Genomic DNA, 17,746 nt, shown 5'->3' on the forward strand with positions numbered 1-17,746 from the left:
ACCAAGCGCACAGGGCGTGCATCTGTGAAAGTGTTATGGCAAGGATGGCTTAAGTTACAAGCCATCCTGGAAGGCTACGATTTAGCAAAATCTCTTGAGTCAGACTTGTGATCAAGAGACAGCTGATTAGCGCCTTTTTGATTACTGTGCAATTGTTATAATTGCCATTCTCTGGCTATCAACTCACTTGCTTGATTCGTTAACCACTCTTGCGGGCGTAAGTAATACTGATATAGGTTAGCTTCTGGGCTACTTGGTTCTGGTTTATAATTATATTCCCAGCGTGCAAGTGGTGGCATAGACATTAATATAGACTCAGTGCGCCCGCCACTTTGTAGCCCAAACAACGTACCTCTATCCCACACTAGATTAAACTCAACGTAGCGTCCGCGACGATAAAGCTGAAAATCACGTTGTTGCTCTGTGTATTCATCATTTTTACGGCGTTCAATAATAGGTAAATAGGCATCTAAAAAGCCATTACCAACCGATTGCATAAACGCAAAGCTCTTTTCAAAACCAAGTTCGTTTAAGTCGTCAAAAAATAAACCGCCGACTCCGCGCGTCTCGTCTCTGTGCTTTAAATAAAAATACTCGTCGCACCATGTTTTGTATTTTGGATAAACTTCACTACCAAATGGTGCACAAATATCATGGGCAACTTGATGCCAATGCTGTACGTCTTCTAATACTGGATAAAAAGGAGTTAAGTCAAACCCGCCACCAAACCACCATATTGGCTCTTCGCCCTCTTTTTCAGCAATAAAAAAGCGCACATTGGCATGACTTGTTGGTACATGAGGGTTTTTTGGATGAATAACTAACGACACACCACATGCATGAAAGCTGCGTCCTGCAAGCTCTGGTCTATGTGCTGTTGCAGAGCCTGGCATTGAAGCGCCAAATACGTGTGAGTAATTAACTCCGCCTTGCTCTATTACAGTGCCATTTGTGGTTACACGTGTACGACCACCACCACCTTCTGCTCGCTGCCAGTTATCTTCTATAAATTTAGCACTGCCATCTGCAGCCTCCAAACCTTGGCAAATAGTGTCTTGCAAAGCCATAAAGTAGGCTTTTACTTGATCTAATAATTCGCTTTGCATATTAACCTCTAAATATTTTGCCAGTCATGGCGTCTTTTATTGTGCTTGGTTGAGTATTACCACCTAACGGCTCGTCAACGTAAAAGCCAACTTGTTCTGCAAATTGCGCTTTGGCTTGCTCAATACTAATTACCGTTTCTTGGCCGGTTAAGTTTGCACTGGTTGATACTAATGGCTTACCAAACTCTTGGCATAAACGCTTTACTGTTGGATGGTTTGTTACTCTTACTGCAATGGTATCAAACTGCCCTGTGAGCCATTTAGGCGTATTTTTAGATGCAGGCATCACCCATGTAATTGCAGCAGGCCAACTCGAAAAAATATCAGCGCGTTTATCCATTGGTATTTTTGCATCATCTACGTATTTTAATAATTGTCCGTAGTTATCAGCGATTAAAATAAGCCCTTTTTCAACCGGGCGCTGCTTAATAGCTAATAGTGCTTCAACGGCTTGTTGATTATCTGGATCACAACCTAAACCATATACAGCTTCTGTTGGGTATAAAATAACTTCGCCTTGCGTTAAGCATGTTATTGCAGTGGGCGTATTTGAAAGGTCTGACAAAGTAGTCTCCAGATATAATTAAACGTTATTCAGTTGGGGTGAGCTTATGCATGCAGCTTTTTTGTGGGCATTGCAATAATATGCCGTTTGCCATATTTCTTTCTATGACGATAGGCCAGTCACATTCAGGACACGGATGTTCAACCGGTTTATTATTAAGCGTGTATTTACAGCTTGGATAACAATCACAAGAATAAAATACTTTACCAAACTTATTACTGCGCGCGACTAAATGACCTTTTTTGCATTTAGGGCAACTAGGCAAAGTATCTTCGCTTTGCTTTTCTTCATTTTCGTTAGCAATGTAATGACACTCTGGATAACCCGTACACCCAATAAACATACCATAGCGGCCATTTTTAACCACCAGCGGTTTGCTACACTCAGGGCATGCTGAATCTTCTAATATTTTTATTTCGTTACTATCGTGATGTGCCAACGGCCTAATAAAGTCGCATTTAGGATAACTTGCGCATCCTAAAAAAGGGCCTGATTTACTATTGCGGATCACTAACTCTGAACCACACTGTGGGCATATCTCGTATTCTTTTTCGAGGGCGTGCTTGTTCGCCGAGAAAAGCGAATGGTCGATTTTACTCATGGTGATCCTAATAGGTTGGTGAATTTTCGCCTAATATACCCAAACCACTTAAAGATACAAGCAATGCCGTGCTTATCCGTTTAAGTAATTTGAGTACAATTAAGATAATTATCTCTAATGAAGAAGTTCGCTGGGTTCATCAAAAATCAAATCTTCCATTTGCTCATACGCCTCTTCGGAGCCAGGAACATTAAACAAAATCATAAGTACAATCCATTTTAAATCTTCTAGGCTTATGGTTGGTTTATCTAGTGAGGCTAAACAGTCCATTACCATCTCACGAGTTACATTGTTAATTACGCCTATTTGCTCAATAAACATTAAAAAACCACGACACTCAGTACTGAGCCTTTGGCATTCACTATCGGTAAATATACGCACAGCATCTTTAGGGTTAGCAATAAGATAAGGAGACTCATCGCTGTGTTGTAAATCGGCTAGTTGCTCTAACCAATCAAGAGCTTTAAATATCTCAGGCTTATTAAAGCCCGCACGCAGTAGCTCATCGGTTAACTCATTTTGCTCTGCAAATATATCCGCTTCGCTATGAATGTAATTTTCAAAAAGATACAAAAGAATATCAAACATATTACCTTCCTGCGCTTAACTTGATGTAACCATCTAACACTCGCTCAATCTGATCGTCTAATTCTAAATCGAGCAACCTACTGAGTACTTTATCTATTGGCCACTGCGCACGACGCACAATGTCATCTACACTGGTTACTTCAAAGCCAATACTATTTAAAACCTCACATTGAGAATTGGCTTGAATCGGCTGCTCTTTATTACATACATTATTGCCGTAAGTAAAACTCACCTCATCAAGAATGTCAGCCACGTTTTCTACCAGCTTAGCACCTTGCTTTATTAAAAAGTGACTTGCCTGCGCTAACGGGTTTTTAATAGAACCCGGTACTGCAAATACCTCTTTATTTTGTTCAAGCGCATAGCGTACTGTAATTAACGAACCACTTTTAATTTCAGCCTCAACAATAAGCACCCCTAACGATAACCCAGAAATAATACGATTACGGCGCGGAAAGTTGTGCGCATGAGCAGCTGTGCCTGGTAAAAACTCACTCACCAGCAGGCCGTTTTCTAAAACTTGGTCTGTTAATAGTTTATGGCGTTTGGGGTAGTAAATATCAACCCCAGTACCAAGCACAGCTATGGTTTTACCTGTACCAGCAAGAGAACCTTTGTGTGCTGCACCATCTATTCCCCGCGCCATGCCTGAAGTAACTGTAATACCCGCCAAAGTTAACTCGTATGCAAATTCTGAGGCTATTTCAAGCCCGGTAGGTGTAGCATTACGGCTGCCAACAATTGCAATCTGTGGAGTTGATAATAACGAGACATCTCCCCTGCAAAAGAGTAATAAAGGCGCACTGGCAATCTGCCGGAGATCTTCTGGGTAAAGCGCATCAAAAATACAGACAACAGTAATGTTGTTCAGCGCTATTAATTGCTCATAATGACTGACTTGTTGCCAATTAGTGTTGAGTAAATTACTCGCTTGATTAGCGGTTAACCCAAGCTGTAAAAGCTTGTCATGGGATAAGTCGAATAACGACCCAAGGGAATAGTTTGTAGATAGTGCTAAAAGGGTTTTTATACCCAACCCTTTACACATATAAAAGGCAAGCCAGTGGGCTAGCTTGCCAGATGACTGATCCATGCTCTCTCCTAGAGCACCGACTCGCTACTTCTTAATGAATAACTGCAATATCTCCAATGCGAATTGGGTGCTGGTTTTTAGTTATTAATGCATAACTTACTTTGTCATACACTTTAAAGACAATTAGCTCACCAACTTTTTCTTTAGGCATGGTCCACGTTGTGTTTTGTTCGTCAGACTCATCACCAAATAATTGGCTCACATCAGATAAAAGCTTCTCATATTTACTAGAATCTTCTGGATAACGAGGGCCACGAGGACCATCAATAACCGTTGGTGATTGACGCTCTAGATCTAATACATGACCCGCTTCTATATTTTGTTCACTTCCTAAGTTTAGCACCACAACATCCATTGTGCTGAATTCTCTAACTTCGCGTGGTGAAGCAATAATATTACCTGTTACAGGTTCTAAAGGACGGTGTATATCAAAGTACGCAGGAAGCATTTGGCCTTCCATTGCCGGCATTAAAAAATCACCTTGCTGAATTTCTCGTTTAACAGACTCAACGCGTAATGACGAAGGCACGCCATTTTTCTCATCGCCCGCCCTAAAAGCACGTGCTATACCCACGTAAGATGCACGCGTTGCTAACACTTCACCGGTTAAATCAGTGTAGGGGTCACCTTTATGGTAAATAGCATATGCTTTATGTACTTGTAAGTCGCCTTTAACATATAAAATATGGCCTAGCGTTTGTGTTTTAGTATTTTCGTTTGCACCTAAAATATAAGGTTTGCCTTTAATATCGTCACTGTTCATTGCTTGCTCGTAACTGATATAAGGTTTGATCATTTCAAGCGGCAAAGTAGTAATAGCATCACGCCCTTTTGGCGTAATACGACCCTGAGGAGATAGCTTTCTATATCCTTTATTTATCACTAAACGTGGGTTTCCATCTGCATCGTATATCAACGCTAATGCATCACCGGGGTAAATTAGGTGTGGGTTGTCAATTTGTGGATTCATTTGCCAAAGTTCAGGCCATAGCCAAGGCTCATCTAAATAGATGCCAGAAATATCCCAAAGTGTATCGCCTTTTTTTACAACATACTGTTTTGGTGCGTCTTTTTTTATTTTAAGTACATCAGCAACTGCGGGAAACGCAGCGCTTAACGTAAGCATGATTGCAAGTAGTGGAGATTTCATCGAGCTTCCTTGTATTGTTTTTTCATTATTATTGCCCAAAACCTGTTAAAGGTGAACGCGAATGGCTAAAATAAGAGCATACAATACCCTAAATTAAGCACAAGTGAAAAAGGTAACTATGGCTAGGTTAGAAGTTTTAAGATTTCCAGATGAACGTTTACGTACTGTAGCAAAAGATGTTGTACAAGTTGACGACACAGTACGCCAAATTGTAAAAGACATGCTAGAGACAATGTACGATGAAAATGGCATTGGTCTTGCGGCCACGCAAGTAGATATTCATCAACGAATCGTTGTTATTGATGTATCAGAAGAGCGCAATGAGCCACTGGTATTAATTAATCCACAAATCATTAAAAAAGACGGCTCTACCGTTAGCGAAGAAGGCTGTTTATCAGTACCTAACTCGTATGCAAAAGTAGATCGCGCAGAAACAGTAACAGTCGCAGCACTTAACGAAAACGGTGAAGAATTTGTACTAGATGCAGATGAATTATTGGCTATTTGTATTCAACATGAACTAGATCACCTTCAAGGTAAGCTATTCATTGATTACTTATCTCCATTAAAGCGCCAACGTATTCGTAAAAAGCTTGAAAAAGAAGCCAAGTTTGCAGAACAGTAATAAGCACCTTAGGAAAACTCAGTGACTCAACCATTACGCATTATATTTGCCGGTACGCCAGACTTTGCCGCACGTCATTTACAAGCGCTGATACAAAGCGAACACAAAATAGTGGGTGTATATAGCCAGCCAGATCGCCCTGCAGGTCGTGGTAAAAAATTAAAAGCCAGTGAAGTGAAAGAGCTAGCGCTTGAGCACAACTTACCGGTTTTTCAGCCACAGTCATTAAAAAATGATGAAGCACTAGCTGAGCTAACAAGCTTAAATGCCGACATTATGATTGTTGTAGCATATGGCTTAATTTTACCTAAAGCTATTTTAGAAGCGCCACGTTTAGGTTGTTTAAATGTGCATGGCTCTATATTACCGCGCTGGCGCGGTGCTGCACCTATTCAACGCGCAATTTGGGCAGGTGATGAACAAACCGGCGTAACAATAATGCAAATGGATGAAGGGCTAGATACCGGCGATATGCTACATATAAGCCGCTGCCCTATTAGCACAACAGAAACTAGCGCAAGCTTATATACAAAGCTTGCTGAGCTAGGTCCAGATGCGTTAATTGAAACCATTAATAAATTAGCTAATGGTGAGATCACCCCTGAACCTCAAAACGATGAACTTGCTAACTACGCTAAAAAGCTTTCTAAAGAAGAAGCTGATATCGACTGGTCCATGAGTGCGCTTCAAATCGAGCGAAACATTCGCTCTTTTAACCCGTGGCCAATGTGCTTTACCCAAATGGGTGGGCAAACAGTAAAGATTCATCAAGCGCAGGTTGTGCTGCAATCAGGTGATCCTGGGCAAATTTTATCAAGCGACAAAAATGGCGTAGTAGTGGCGTGTGGCGAACACGCTTTATGTATTACGCAATTACAGCCGCAAGGTAAAAAACCAATGGCAATTAACGACTTTTTAAATGGTCGTAGTGACTGGGTTACTCCTGGCACAATATTAGGCGAAAACAATGAGTAATGTTCCAAACGTACGAGCGCTTGCCGCTGAAACTTTATATAACGTAGTTGATAAAGGCGCATCGCTTAATCAAGAACTTCCATTTGCAAGCCAAGGCTTGCCGCCTAAAGATAAAGCGTTGCTACAGCAAATTTGTTATGGCGTTTTACGCTACTTACCGAGCCTTGAAAATTACTGCCAACACTTAGTAGAGCAGCCATTAAAAGGTAAACGTAGAATATTTCAGTTTTTATTATACGTAGGTATTTATCAACTGCAGCATATGCGCGTACCACCTCATGCTGCCATTTCAGAAACGGTTAACGCACTGGCTCAACTACGCGCTTTAGGATTAAAAGGGCTGATAAACGCCATTTTACGTAGCTTTCAGCGTCAACAAGCTGAGCTTGAAGAAAAAGCGAAGCTTATTCCGGTATGTTTATACAACCATCCAAATTGGTTTATTAAACAGGTGCAAACAGCCTACCCAGATAGCTGGGAAGCACTACTTGAAGAAAACCAGCAACAAGCGCCAATGTGGCTTCGTGTCAATCAAGCCCAATTTAGCACGCAAGAATACAGCGACATGCTTAGCGCTAACGATATTGAACACACCTTAAACCCTGATTTTATTGATGGGATTAAGCTTGCCAAACCACGTGATGTATTTTCGTTACCTGAGTTTGATACAGGTGCATGTTCAGTACAAGATGCTGCCGCACAACTTGCAGCTCGCTTTTTAGAACCTAAAGCAGACGACTATATTTTGGATGCCTGCGCAGCCCCTGGCGGTAAAACATGTCATATTTTAGAGCTTGCTGATGCTGATGTACTTGCACTAGATAGCGACTCAACTCGCCTTGAACGTGTTAAGCAAAACTTAACTCGTATTGGCTTAGGTGCAGACCTACAATGTGGCGATGCATCGCAACCACATACCTGGTGGGATGAAAAATTATTTGATCGTATTTTACTTGATGTGCCTTGTTCGGCCACTGGCGTAATTCGCCGTCACCCTGACATAAAATGGTTACGTCGCGCATCAGATATCGAAGACTTAGCCAAGTTACAAAGCGATATTCTTGATAGCATTTGGCCACTGTTAAAACCAGGTGGCACATTGGTATATGCTACGTGTTCGGTTCTTCCACAAGAAAACCAACAGCAAGTTGCTAAGTTTTTAGCTAATAACGATGATGTAGAACATATACCTCTACACGAAAACGATACCGTAACAACGCCAGGTTTGCAGTTACTGCCCGGTGAAAGTGATGGATTTTATTACGCTAAGCTAGTTAAAAAAGCCTAATAGCCGTACACTAAATAGTTAGCCATTTATGAAACATTAAATGGCTATTTTTTTAATTAAATTATGATCAATACCACGGGTAAATAATGAAAATAATTATACTCGGTGCCGGGCAAGTTGGTGCTACGCTTGCTGAAAACTTAGTTGGCGAACAAAACGAAATTACCGTTGTTGATATAGACGGTAACCGATTACGTGAACTTCAAGATAAGTACGACTTACAAGGGGTTATGGGCCACAGCGCGCATCCTGATGTATTACGCCGCGCAGGTGCTGAAGATGCCGATATGATTATAGCGGTAACCAGTTCAGATGAAGTGAACATGGTTGCATGCCAAGTGGCATACAGTATTTTTAAAACGCCTACTAAAATTGCTCGTATTCGCTCAGAGCAATACTTAAAATACCGCGAAAAACTTTTTCAAAACGATGATTTACCAATCGATCATTACATTGCTCCCGAAGCACTGGTCACTAAGTATATTCGCCGTTTAATTGACTACCCTGGTGCTCTGCAAGTATTGCAGTTTGCTGATGGCATGCTCTCGTTAGTAGCCGTAAAAGCTTACTATGGCGGTTTACTTGTAGGTTATGCGTTATCTGCACTTAAAGAACATATTCCTAATGTAGAAACCCGTGTTGCCGCTATTTATCGTCAAGGTAAAGCAATAAAACCATTGGGTACCACCGTTATTGAAGCCGATGACGAAGTATTCTTTATTGCCGCTACAAAACATATACGCGCAGTAATGAACGAGCTACAAAAACTTGAGCGTTCGTACAAAAAAATTATGATAGCTGGTGGCGGTAACATTGGGGCAGGCCTTGCCCGCTCACTTGAAAAAAACCACACCGTTAAACTAATTGAACGCAGTAAAGAACGTGCTGAGCAACTCTCAGAAATGCTCGATAACACGGTCGTTTTTTGTGGTGACGCATCTGATCAAGAACTGCTCTCAGAAGAGCATATTGAACAAGTAGATGTGTTTATTGCCGTAACCAACGACGATGAAGCAAACATTATGTCAGCCATGCTTGCAAAACGTATGGGCGCACAAAAAACCATGGTGCTTATCCAGCGTGGTGCTTACGTTGATTTGGTACAAGGCGGCGAAATAGATATTGCCATATCGCCGCAGCAAGCCACTATATCGGCATTGCTTACTCATGTACGCCGTGGTGATATTGTTAATGTGTACTCATTACGCAAAGGTGCAGCAGAAGCAATTGAAGCGGTTGCTCATGGTGATGAAAGCACATCTAAAGTTGTTGGTCGTGCTATTGCCGACATTAAACTCCCTGCTGGTACTACTATTGGCGCAATAGTACGTAACGACGATGTACTGATAGCCCACGATGATACAATTATTATGTCGGGCGATCATGTCATTATGTTTCTAATCGACAAGAAACACATTACCGTTGTAGAAAAGCTATTCCAAGTAAGTGCTATATTCCTTTAACTAGTTACGCTAACTAGTTAATTTAAAATACAAAAAAGCCGCTGACTAAGGCGGCTTTAGTGGAGTATCTTCGAATATTGATTACTGTACCTTTGAAAATTCTTCTTTAGAGATTTCACCATTTCCATCAGTATCTAAATCATCAAAAATCTTTACAAGCTGAGGGTTAACCTTTGCTTCTTCCATTGTAATCGCACCGTCGCCATCTGCATCAAAAGAGGCAAAGTCCACTGCTGCATATGCTGCTGATGAAGATGCTAAAACGATAACTGCAAGTGTTGTATTGAATGTTTTCATAATAATATTCCTAGTAATATGGGAAGTCCTTTTCAAAGATCCCTGACTGTGAAAAATGTTTAACCTAAATAGGTTAATTAGTAATTAGCAAACTCTTCTTTAGAAAGCTCGCCGCTACCGTCGGTATCTAGCTCAATAAACTCGGCCATTAAATCTGTATCAACTGCCGCTTCACTTGGGCTAATTGTGCCGCTACCATCAATATCAAGGCTGTCAAAACCTGATGCTGCAAATGCAGCAGAAGAAGACGCTAGTGCTATAAGTGCTAATGCTTTATTTAAATTTTTCATAACTTAATCCTTCAATGTTCTATCAAAAAAATTGCTTCGTTTAACTTAAAACGTAATTTTTCACTTCCTTGTTATCCTCTTTCGTAAGCTCCCTTGCCTACTTAGGTTGTCTTTGGCAACTCAGGATAAATACTTTAAATTAAGCTTCTGAAAATTCTTCTTTTGATAACTCACCATTTTGGTCAGTATCAAGTTCTGAGAACATACTCATTAGCTTTGCATCTACTGATGCTTCTGCTTGGCTAATTGTGCCACTGCCATCCACATCTAATGTATCGAAATCTGTTGCTGCAAACGCGGCTGAAGAAGATGCTAGTGCCACAAGTGCTAATGCTTTATTTAATGTTTTCATAACGTGTATCCTTCAATTTTTTGAGTAATGTGGGGCTCTTAGTAGCGCCCCAGAGTTTTAAGCTTATACTTGTGAAAACTCTTCTTTAGATAGTTCGCCGTCTTGGTCTGTATCAAGTTCAGAGAACATGCTCATTAATTTTGAGTCTACTGATGCTTCTGCTTGGCTAATTGTGCCACTGCCATCCACATCAAGTGTGTCAAAGTCTGTTGCAGCAAAAGCGGCTGAAGAAGATGCAATAGCGATAAGTGCTAAAGTTTTATTAATGCTTTTCATAATATGTATCCTTCAAATTTATGTGTGCGATTAAGTATTTCACTTTGAATCACGATTTCGTTCAGTACACCTAGGGTATAACAAATTAGATGCCAACATTTAAAAGCTATTAAATTTCAGATAGTTAAATGTAAAACTCATAAAAAGAAGGGATTTTTAAAGTAATTACTGTTGCCTTTTAGCAACGCACTTCAGAGTGGATACATTAAAACTATTAAAAACATATAGTTATGTTTAGATAAAAAGATACATTTTTAAATGTATGGAAATTAAAGAAGGGGATTTATAGAATAATTCAGATAAATTTTAACGAGGTAGATTTAATAACACAAAAAATAATACGTAATGCACTGTTTTATTTAAATAATATATTTAATTATATAAAAACAAAAAATACTTTATAAATACTCACGTAAAACGCCATTTTGTTGCAAATAAGCGAAAAACGATTTATTCAACGGTGGGCTCAAGCGCAGATGGGTCTATAAAATGCTCTTTCATAAAGGTTTTCATTTCATCCTCGCTTGCTAGTAGCTTAATTCCACAACGCACGCCTGCGACATGTTCCTTAGCACTGCAAATTTCGCCTTCAAAACTTTTATCGCTGCTATTGAGTATTACTGTGCATTGCATATCTTTAATATTTTCATCTTGCTGATCACCTCTAATATCAAACATTACTCCTGTTAGCGAAATGTCTTTAATGAGGCCTTCAAGTATTCTGTCGTCACTTAGCTTTAGCTTTGCAGGTAATAAGGTAGGTATACGCGTTTGCGAGCGCAGTGCAAATAACTGCACCTGCTTAGGATAGTTAATAAATATAAGCTTAGCAGGGTGAGACGCAACCGACATTATTTGTTGGCGAAACGCTATAACTTGCCCACCACTACCTTCAATTAATGCTCTAACAACAACCATTACACCATCACGTAAATAGTCACTACTAGCAGGTAAACGTCTAGAGTTTGGGTAATTTAAAATAATAAATTTATTTTCAAGCAAACCAACAAACTCGGTTTTTACACGTTTACTGTCGGTTGGGGTTAATATTTCTAAATCGACCAAACCACTTGTAGTTAGTTGATGTAATTTGTCTAGATTTGAAGTTGGCATATCCCTTTCCCACTAACTTGTATATTAAAATTTAAACGACTCGTTTAACCACGCCAAAATGTAGGCGTAAATAGCACTAATAAGGTAAATATTTCTAGGCGACCAAACACCATTGCAATGGTCAGTAACCATTTAGCCCCATCGGTTATAGCACCATAATGCGATGCTACATCTCCTAAACCTGGGCCTAAGTTATTTAAACAAGCAGCAGTGGCTGAGAACGCAGTTATGTTATCCATACCCGTGCCCATAAGCGCTAACATAATAATAATAAATACCAGCGCATAAGCAGAGAAAAAACCCCACACAGCTTCTACTACTTTATCTGGCAACGCCTTACGACCCAGCTTGATTGAATATATAGCACGAGGATGCACTAAACGATTGAGCTCACGCACACCCTGTAAATAAAGTAAGAACACGCGCACTACTTTCATGCCACCACCGGTAGAGCCTGCACAGCCACCAATAAAGCTCGAAAATATAAGTAAAATAGGTAAAAACAATGGCCATGTTGAAAAGTTATCCGTAGCAAAGCCTGCTGTTGTACTCATTGAAACAGCTTGAAATAACGCCTGATCGAGGGTTTCATCGCCATTAGCAAATATTTCGTTAGAGGAAAGTACAGTAAAACAAATAACCACCAGGGCTAATTGAATACACAAAAACACCTTAAACTCTGGGTCTCTGATATAAACTTGTATATTACGACTGGCCACTGCGGCGTAATGCAGGGAGAAGTTAACAGCGGCAATAATTAAAAAGAACACACAAATAAAGTTAATTACAGGGCTGTCAAAGTGACCCATGGAGGCGTCGTAAGTAGAAAAACCACCTATCGCCACCGTTGAGAATGCATGACATATCGCATCAAACCACTCCATCCCTGCAGCCCAATAAGCCAGCATACAAGTAATAGTCAACGACACATAAATATACCAAAGGTGCTTTGCAGTATCGGCAATTCGCGGGGTCATTTTAGAATCTTTTACAGGCCCAGGTATTTCAGCGCGGTACAACTGCATACCACCAACACCTAGCATTGGGAGTATAGCAACAGCGAGTACGATTATACCCATACCGCCAAACCACTGGAGTTGCTGGCGATAAAACAATACCGACTTGGGTAAATACTCAATACCGGTAAGTACTGTAGCGCCGGTGGTTGTTAAGCCAGAAAATGCTTCAAATACCGCATCGGCGAGCGATAAATTAGGTTCTTGTAAAAAGATAAGCGGCAAGGACGCAAACGCCCCAAGTACCAGCCAAAACAAAACAACAATTAAAAAGCCTTCACGTGCTTTTAAATCACCGTTTTCATGGCGGTTTGGGTAATAAGCCATCATGCCAATAACAACACTAAAAATAAATGCTAAAACAAAGGGAACACCACCACCGTCTTTGTATATTAAAGACACCAGTGCCGGAGGCACCATGGTAATACTAAACAGCGCAACAAGTTGGCCAAGAATTTTTATGATGGTACGAAATTGCATTTAGCTTGTCGCTTTTATTATTAGTAAATTCAGGCTGAGTAGTATCAACCAAATTAAATCGGGTCAGTATGCATTACATGCAATTTGTGTAGGTTATTACTCTTTAATAGTTAACTCAACTGCGCCGTGACTTAAATCAAAAATATCTTTGATTGCTTGCTGAGCTTCGCGGCTATCTATTGTAATCACCCATTCAATATTAGCAGTAAATTGCTTATCAATATTAAGCACTTGATACTTTGTTTTTAATAACTGCTCAATCGCGCCTTGCATGCTGTACTCACTACTCCCAGTAATTTCAACACTGGGAACTTTAAGTACCGTTTGCAATTTTACTAATGCATTATTTAATGAGCCACCATAAGCACGTACTAATCCGCCCGTGCCTAATTTTATTCCGCCAAAGTAACGTGTAACAACAGCTGTGATTTCGCCAAGGCCTGAACCCACCAGCACATTTAACATAGGCTTTCCTGCAGTGCCATTTGGTTCACCATCGTCCGAAAAACCATAAACATGGCTGCCACCGGGGTTGCCTGCCACATGTGCCCAGCAGTTATGACGCGCATCGCTATACTTTTCTTCAATGCTTTTAATAAATGCTTTAGCTGAATTTAAATCGGGGGTATGTGCAATGTGAACTATAAACGTACTTTTTTTAATTTCTTCTTGATGAAAAACGTCAGCAGCGGGATATTTATATTCAGGCATATTTTAAACTTGTAAAAAGGGGGCCAAAAGGCCCCTTTAAATAATGTACGTATTTTAACGTGTATAAACTAATTAGTGTTAACTAGAATTAATCGAGCGCTAAATCTCGTGTCATATTCTCTAAGCTATCTTCGTGAACAATAATGTTATCTTCAATACGAATACCGCCAAATGGTTTAAATGACTCAACCTTTTCCCAATTAATAAATTGCTTATTATCGGTTTGCGCTAAATCACCAAGCAGTGAATCAATAAAGTATAAACCAGGCTCAATAGTAAACACTTGGTTTTTTTCGATCAGGCGAGTACAACGCAAGAACGGATGCCCTTCAGGCGATGGTTGATGTGTGCCCTTTTCGTCACTCATAAAACCGCCCATATCATGCACTTGTAAACCTAGGTGATGTCCTAGTCCATGCGGGAAGAAAGTAGATGTAATTTTACGCTCAACAATTTCCTCCGCGGGTAGGTTAACAACTTTAAAGTCACTGAGTATTTGTGCGATACGGTTATGGCATTCAACGTGTAAATCACCATAAAGCATACCCGGCTTTAAACCTTTACCTAACTCGATTTGTTGAACTGTCATCGCTTGTACAAGCTCAGCAAACTCACCCTGCTTTTTAAAATCATACGTACGAGTAATATCAGCAGCGTAACCATTAAAGTTTGCACCGGCATCAATTAAAAATGAGTTGTGGGTGTGTGGCACTTTTGGATCAAAGTGCGTGTAGTGCAAAATAGCGCAGTTTTCGTTAAGCGCAACAATGTTGCCGTACGGCATTTCATTTTCGCTTTGACGTGTCGCCATTAAGTACGCTTGCTGAATATCAAACTCGCTACCACCATTAAAGAATGTATCGCGTGCAGCTTTATGCCCATCTACTGCAATGCGGTTAGCGTTGCGTAAACATTCAAGTTCGTACTGCGTTTTATAAGCGCGGTGGTAATGAAAATAGTTAAGTACAGGCTCAGGGTTCATAATACTAAAACCAAGAGCTTGCGCTACTTCAATGTATTCACCCATGTAAGCGTATTTAGCTTTGTCGTATGGTAATAGCTTTTCTACTTGATCAGGCTGAAGTAGTAGCTCTATATCAAAGTACTCGGCCCAAAAATCACGAGGCTCGTCTGGCACTTTATGCCAAAAATCTACTGGGCGATAAAATATGAGTTTTGGCTTGTCGTTACCATTTACCACAATCCAGCAATGAGGATTGTCAATAACCGGTAACCACGCTTTAAACTGTGGATTAACTTTAAATGGATAATACATATCATCTAAAAACTGGCGCTTAGCTTGGCCTGAATGAATTACTAATCCTTCTAACCCTTCGCTATTACAAATTGTACGAGTACGCTGTTGCAGTGTTGCAATATGTTCGGCGTATAAAACGGCTAATTTATCCATTGTTAATCCATCTGTTAAATTTAACTTGCTATGAGTCTATCACTTATACCAATTGCATTAAATTAATGATCTATTATAGCGATAAGAGAATAGCTTAATAACAAGGCTAAAATTATGATACATAGTTGTTCTATATAAATAATTTTTAACGCAGTTATTGAGTTATTTAATACGCTAGAATGATCATGTTTTTAATAAAATTGGTATTACCCTAAGCGCTCAAAAAAGGGGGATATTTAACATGTAAACATCCCCCTTATTAATACCTATACCTATCGTGTTAAGTTATTGGTCGATTGGTATCATATATTCAACCGCCCATTTTCATTTCGAGTAGCGGCGCTAATACATTACCTTCTCGGCCCATTCTTGTATGGTAAACCTGCCTGTACGCAAATACATTTTTTACGTAATTGCGGGTTTCGCGATACGGAATAAGCTCTACCCATAACTCAGCCGGAATAGCGTCATCAGGTAACCAACGCTTTATACGGTGATAACCCGCATTATAAGAAGCCGTAGCCAGCACTTCATTGCCATGGTTTTTCTTTTTTAAGTATTGTAAGTAACTCGTACCCAACCTAATATTTGTTTTAGGTTGATATAAACGACTACTTGTCACACTGCCTTTATTTACATACTCAGCAGTACTAGGTAATAACTGCATTAAACCACGCGCATTAGCATGCGAGCGTGCATCTGGCGCAAAAGAGCTTTCGCGCCTTGCAATAGCAATACTCCAAGCAACATCTATCTTGCTACGTTTACTGTAGCGCTCAAAAACATCTTGAAACGCAAACGGAAAACGTTGCTCTACATTATCCCATGCTTTAATTTTTGCTAAAGTAAAAATAGTACTGTCGTACCAACCTAAATCGGTAGATAACTGTGATGCTGCCAGCTTTTCTTCATCGCTGGAGGTATCCGTTAAGTAATTCCATTCACGGCGCGCCGACGTAAAGCGCTCAATATCATAAAGTGCTTTTGCACGCTTAAAGCCTGGTGCATTACTCACTTTATCTACAAGTACCTTATCGACTGCTAAAGGCTGATTATTTAAATCAACGGGCAACCCCAAACGTGCTGCGGCTAAAAAGCCGTAATAATCACGATTAGCCGCTACTTTTTTCCAGATGTCGTCTGCTTTTTGTTGCTCGCCACGTTGTGCATAGCTATAAGCTAACCAATATTGCTGACCAAGACTTAAATTTTCTTTACCTGTAAAAAATGCAGCAATCCCTTCCCAATCTTGGGTTTTGAGCATATTGCCCAGTTGCCATTGAATAAGCTTGCTGTCTAGTCGCTCTTTTGGCACTTTATTTAGCCAAAAGCTCGCTTGTTTATGCCCGCTAGAGGCAAGTGACAATGCAAAGGTGTAATACACATCCGCTTTTTCTTCATCGCTGTACTTAAATATTTTTTCTAGCTTTTCCCATGCTTTTAAAGCTAGCTCTTTATCGCGCCAAACCAAACGCTTAACACCATAAATAGCTATTTGCCCTTCTTTAGCCGACTTGTTTTTATATCTATATAATCCAGCGGCTGCGCTTGGATCTTTTCGCACTTTTAAATATAAGTCAGCTAAGTAACGCTCCTTACTTGGTAATAAAGTTTTTAAATAAGGTAATAAGCTTTGCGTTCCGCCTTGTGCAGCAAGTGTTACACGCTTCCAAACCGTTTCTTCTTTCATGTAGCCTTTTTTACGCCACGTAGAAAATAAACTATCACAACCATTAGGTTGCGATTTACCTACAGCCCATAAGTCGGTCACCTGATTTAGAATTGCCTTTTCGGGAGCACCTAAATCAAGCTGAAAATCTAAATAAGTACAAGTAAGCTCCGTATTAGACGTTTCACGATAGTTGCGGATATACGCCGCCTTTTCGTTGTTATCTTTTAAATACTCTAACCACGCTTTACGGACCGGCCACTCAAGCGGCGTATGCTGGTATATATTTAAATAGTCTTCTATCTCTGCCTGATGCTTAATACTCGGGTGACGTTGCCAATATGTTTTTTCAACATACGGTTTTAACGGATGATTTAGGTTACTAACCGCTTGTTTAAAGTCTTGGTAACTGCCGTACCTTACTTTTTTTTCGGCATCTAAAAAGGCATCGTTATCTATACTTGCCTCGGCAGAGTGAAGAGGGAAAATGAATGCAGCTGCCGCAACACTTAGTAAATATTTTTTCATAATGTCCTTTAATAAAAATTAAAGTAGTGAATAAAAACTTTTCAACCACCTTAGCACCAAACCAGCTATATTTTAACCAGTCGATTGTAACCGAGTTAAATTTTTCGTTGCATTTTTAATTTAAAGCAAGCACACTGATTGAAATGCAA

The 17,746-nt window shown here is 40.0% G+C and carries 19 protein-coding genes; 4 read left to right on the forward strand and 15 right to left on the reverse strand.

Going from position 1 to position 17,746, the window contains the following annotated elements:
• Window positions 1–155 precede the first annotated feature (155 nt).
• From hemF to H4J63_RS07540, 6 genes are all read right to left on the reverse strand, one after another.
• A complete protein-coding gene (hemF, locus tag H4J63_RS07515; RefSeq protein WP_182195766.1) occupies window positions 156–1,106 on the reverse strand; it encodes an oxygen-dependent coproporphyrinogen oxidase in 951 nt (316 codons plus the stop codon).
• Between the two features lies 1 nt (window position 1,107).
• Complete coding sequence (locus tag H4J63_RS07520; RefSeq protein ID WP_004335153.1) at window positions 1,108–1,671, reverse strand: L-threonylcarbamoyladenylate synthase; 564 nt, start codon at window positions 1,669–1,671, stop codon at window positions 1,108–1,110.
• Between the two features lie 25 nt (window positions 1,672–1,696).
• Window positions 1,697–2,272: a type I DNA topoisomerase gene (locus H4J63_RS07525; RefSeq protein ID WP_004335155.1), complete on the reverse strand. Its 576-nt coding sequence runs from the start codon at window positions 2,270–2,272 to the stop codon at window positions 1,697–1,699.
• Window positions 2,273–2,386: 114 nt separating this feature from the next.
• On the reverse strand, window positions 2,387–2,860 hold the full coding sequence (locus tag H4J63_RS07530) for a DUF494 family protein (RefSeq protein ID WP_039486485.1): 474 nt from the start codon (window positions 2,858–2,860) through the stop codon (window positions 2,387–2,389).
• A gap of 1 nt (window position 2,861) precedes the next feature.
• Window positions 2,862–3,953: a DNA-processing protein DprA gene (dprA, locus tag H4J63_RS07535; protein ID WP_182195768.1), complete on the reverse strand. Its 1,092-nt coding sequence runs from the start codon at window positions 3,951–3,953 to the stop codon at window positions 2,862–2,864.
• A 31-nt stretch (window positions 3,954–3,984) separates the two neighbouring features.
• Entirely contained in the window at window positions 3,985–5,103 is a 1,119-nt protein-coding gene (locus H4J63_RS07540; protein ID WP_138489867.1) for a LysM peptidoglycan-binding domain-containing protein, read from the reverse strand.
• 118 nt (window positions 5,104–5,221) lie between these two features.
• Between H4J63_RS07540 and def the strand changes: the two genes are divergently transcribed.
• The 4 genes from def (at window position 5,222) to trkA (ending at window position 9,454) form a co-directional block, all read left to right on the forward strand.
• A complete protein-coding gene (gene def / locus H4J63_RS07545; RefSeq protein WP_004335162.1) occupies window positions 5,222–5,728 on the forward strand; it encodes a peptide deformylase in 507 nt (168 codons plus the stop codon).
• 21 nt (window positions 5,729–5,749) lie between these two features.
• Complete coding sequence (fmt, locus tag H4J63_RS07550; protein ID WP_182195771.1) at window positions 5,750–6,703, forward strand: methionyl-tRNA formyltransferase; 954 nt, start codon at window positions 5,750–5,752, stop codon at window positions 6,701–6,703.
• Window positions 6,696–7,991, forward strand: a complete 1,296-nt coding sequence (gene rsmB, locus H4J63_RS07555) for a 16S rRNA (cytosine(967)-C(5))-methyltransferase RsmB (protein ID WP_004335167.1) — start codon at window positions 6,696–6,698, stop codon at window positions 7,989–7,991. The genes fmt and rsmB overlap by 8 nt, the downstream gene beginning before the upstream one ends.
• Window positions 7,992–8,077: 86 nt before the next feature.
• Window positions 8,078–9,454 carry a Trk system potassium transporter TrkA gene (gene trkA / locus H4J63_RS07560; protein ID WP_154904167.1) on the forward strand — a complete coding sequence of 459 codons (1,377 nt, stop codon included), beginning with the start codon at window positions 8,078–8,080 and terminating at the stop codon, window positions 9,452–9,454.
• 81 nt (window positions 9,455–9,535) lie between these two features.
• On the opposite strand, the gene H4J63_RS07565 is transcribed toward trkA, so the two are convergent.
• The 9 genes from H4J63_RS07565 to H4J63_RS07605 form a co-directional block, all read right to left on the reverse strand.
• Window positions 9,536–9,751: an EF-hand domain-containing protein gene (locus H4J63_RS07565; RefSeq protein ID WP_024597191.1), complete on the reverse strand. Its 216-nt coding sequence runs from the start codon at window positions 9,749–9,751 to the stop codon at window positions 9,536–9,538.
• Window positions 9,752–9,828: 77 nt separating this feature from the next.
• Window positions 9,829–10,041 carry a calmodulin gene (locus tag H4J63_RS07570; RefSeq protein WP_024604777.1) on the reverse strand — a complete coding sequence of 71 codons (213 nt, stop codon included), beginning with the start codon at window positions 10,039–10,041 and terminating at the stop codon, window positions 9,829–9,831.
• Between the two features lie 139 nt (window positions 10,042–10,180).
• Entirely contained in the window at window positions 10,181–10,393 is a 213-nt protein-coding gene (locus H4J63_RS07575; RefSeq protein ID WP_024604776.1) for an EF-hand domain-containing protein, read from the reverse strand.
• Between the two features lie 63 nt (window positions 10,394–10,456).
• Window positions 10,457–10,669 carry an EF-hand domain-containing protein gene (locus H4J63_RS07580; protein WP_182195774.1) on the reverse strand — a complete coding sequence of 71 codons (213 nt, stop codon included), beginning with the start codon at window positions 10,667–10,669 and terminating at the stop codon, window positions 10,457–10,459.
• A gap of 450 nt (window positions 10,670–11,119) precedes the next feature.
• Window positions 11,120–11,782, reverse strand: coding sequence for a flagellar brake protein (locus tag H4J63_RS07585; protein WP_024604774.1), 663 nt, complete (start codon window positions 11,780–11,782; stop codon window positions 11,120–11,122).
• A gap of 44 nt (window positions 11,783–11,826) precedes the next feature.
• On the reverse strand, window positions 11,827–13,278 hold the full coding sequence (locus H4J63_RS07590; RefSeq protein ID WP_004335179.1) for a TrkH family potassium uptake protein: 1,452 nt from the start codon (window positions 13,276–13,278) through the stop codon (window positions 11,827–11,829).
• 96 nt (window positions 13,279–13,374) lie between these two features.
• Window positions 13,375–13,989 (reverse strand): YigZ family protein, encoded by a 615-nt coding sequence (locus tag H4J63_RS07595; RefSeq protein ID WP_101216558.1) that lies wholly within the window; start codon window positions 13,987–13,989, stop codon window positions 13,375–13,377.
• Between the two features lie 88 nt (window positions 13,990–14,077).
• On the reverse strand, window positions 14,078–15,400 hold the full coding sequence (gene pepQ / locus H4J63_RS07600; RefSeq protein WP_182195776.1) for a Xaa-Pro dipeptidase: 1,323 nt from the start codon (window positions 15,398–15,400) through the stop codon (window positions 14,078–14,080).
• A gap of 310 nt (window positions 15,401–15,710) precedes the next feature.
• Window positions 15,711–17,597 (reverse strand): transglycosylase SLT domain-containing protein, encoded by a 1,887-nt coding sequence (locus H4J63_RS07605; protein WP_182195779.1) that lies wholly within the window; start codon window positions 17,595–17,597, stop codon window positions 15,711–15,713.
• Between the last annotated feature and the right edge of the window lie 149 nt (window positions 17,598–17,746).

The organism is Pseudoalteromonas sp. 5Ae-yellow (genome assembly GCF_014077565.1).
Lineage (GTDB): Bacteria > Pseudomonadota > Gammaproteobacteria > Enterobacterales > Alteromonadaceae > Pseudoalteromonas.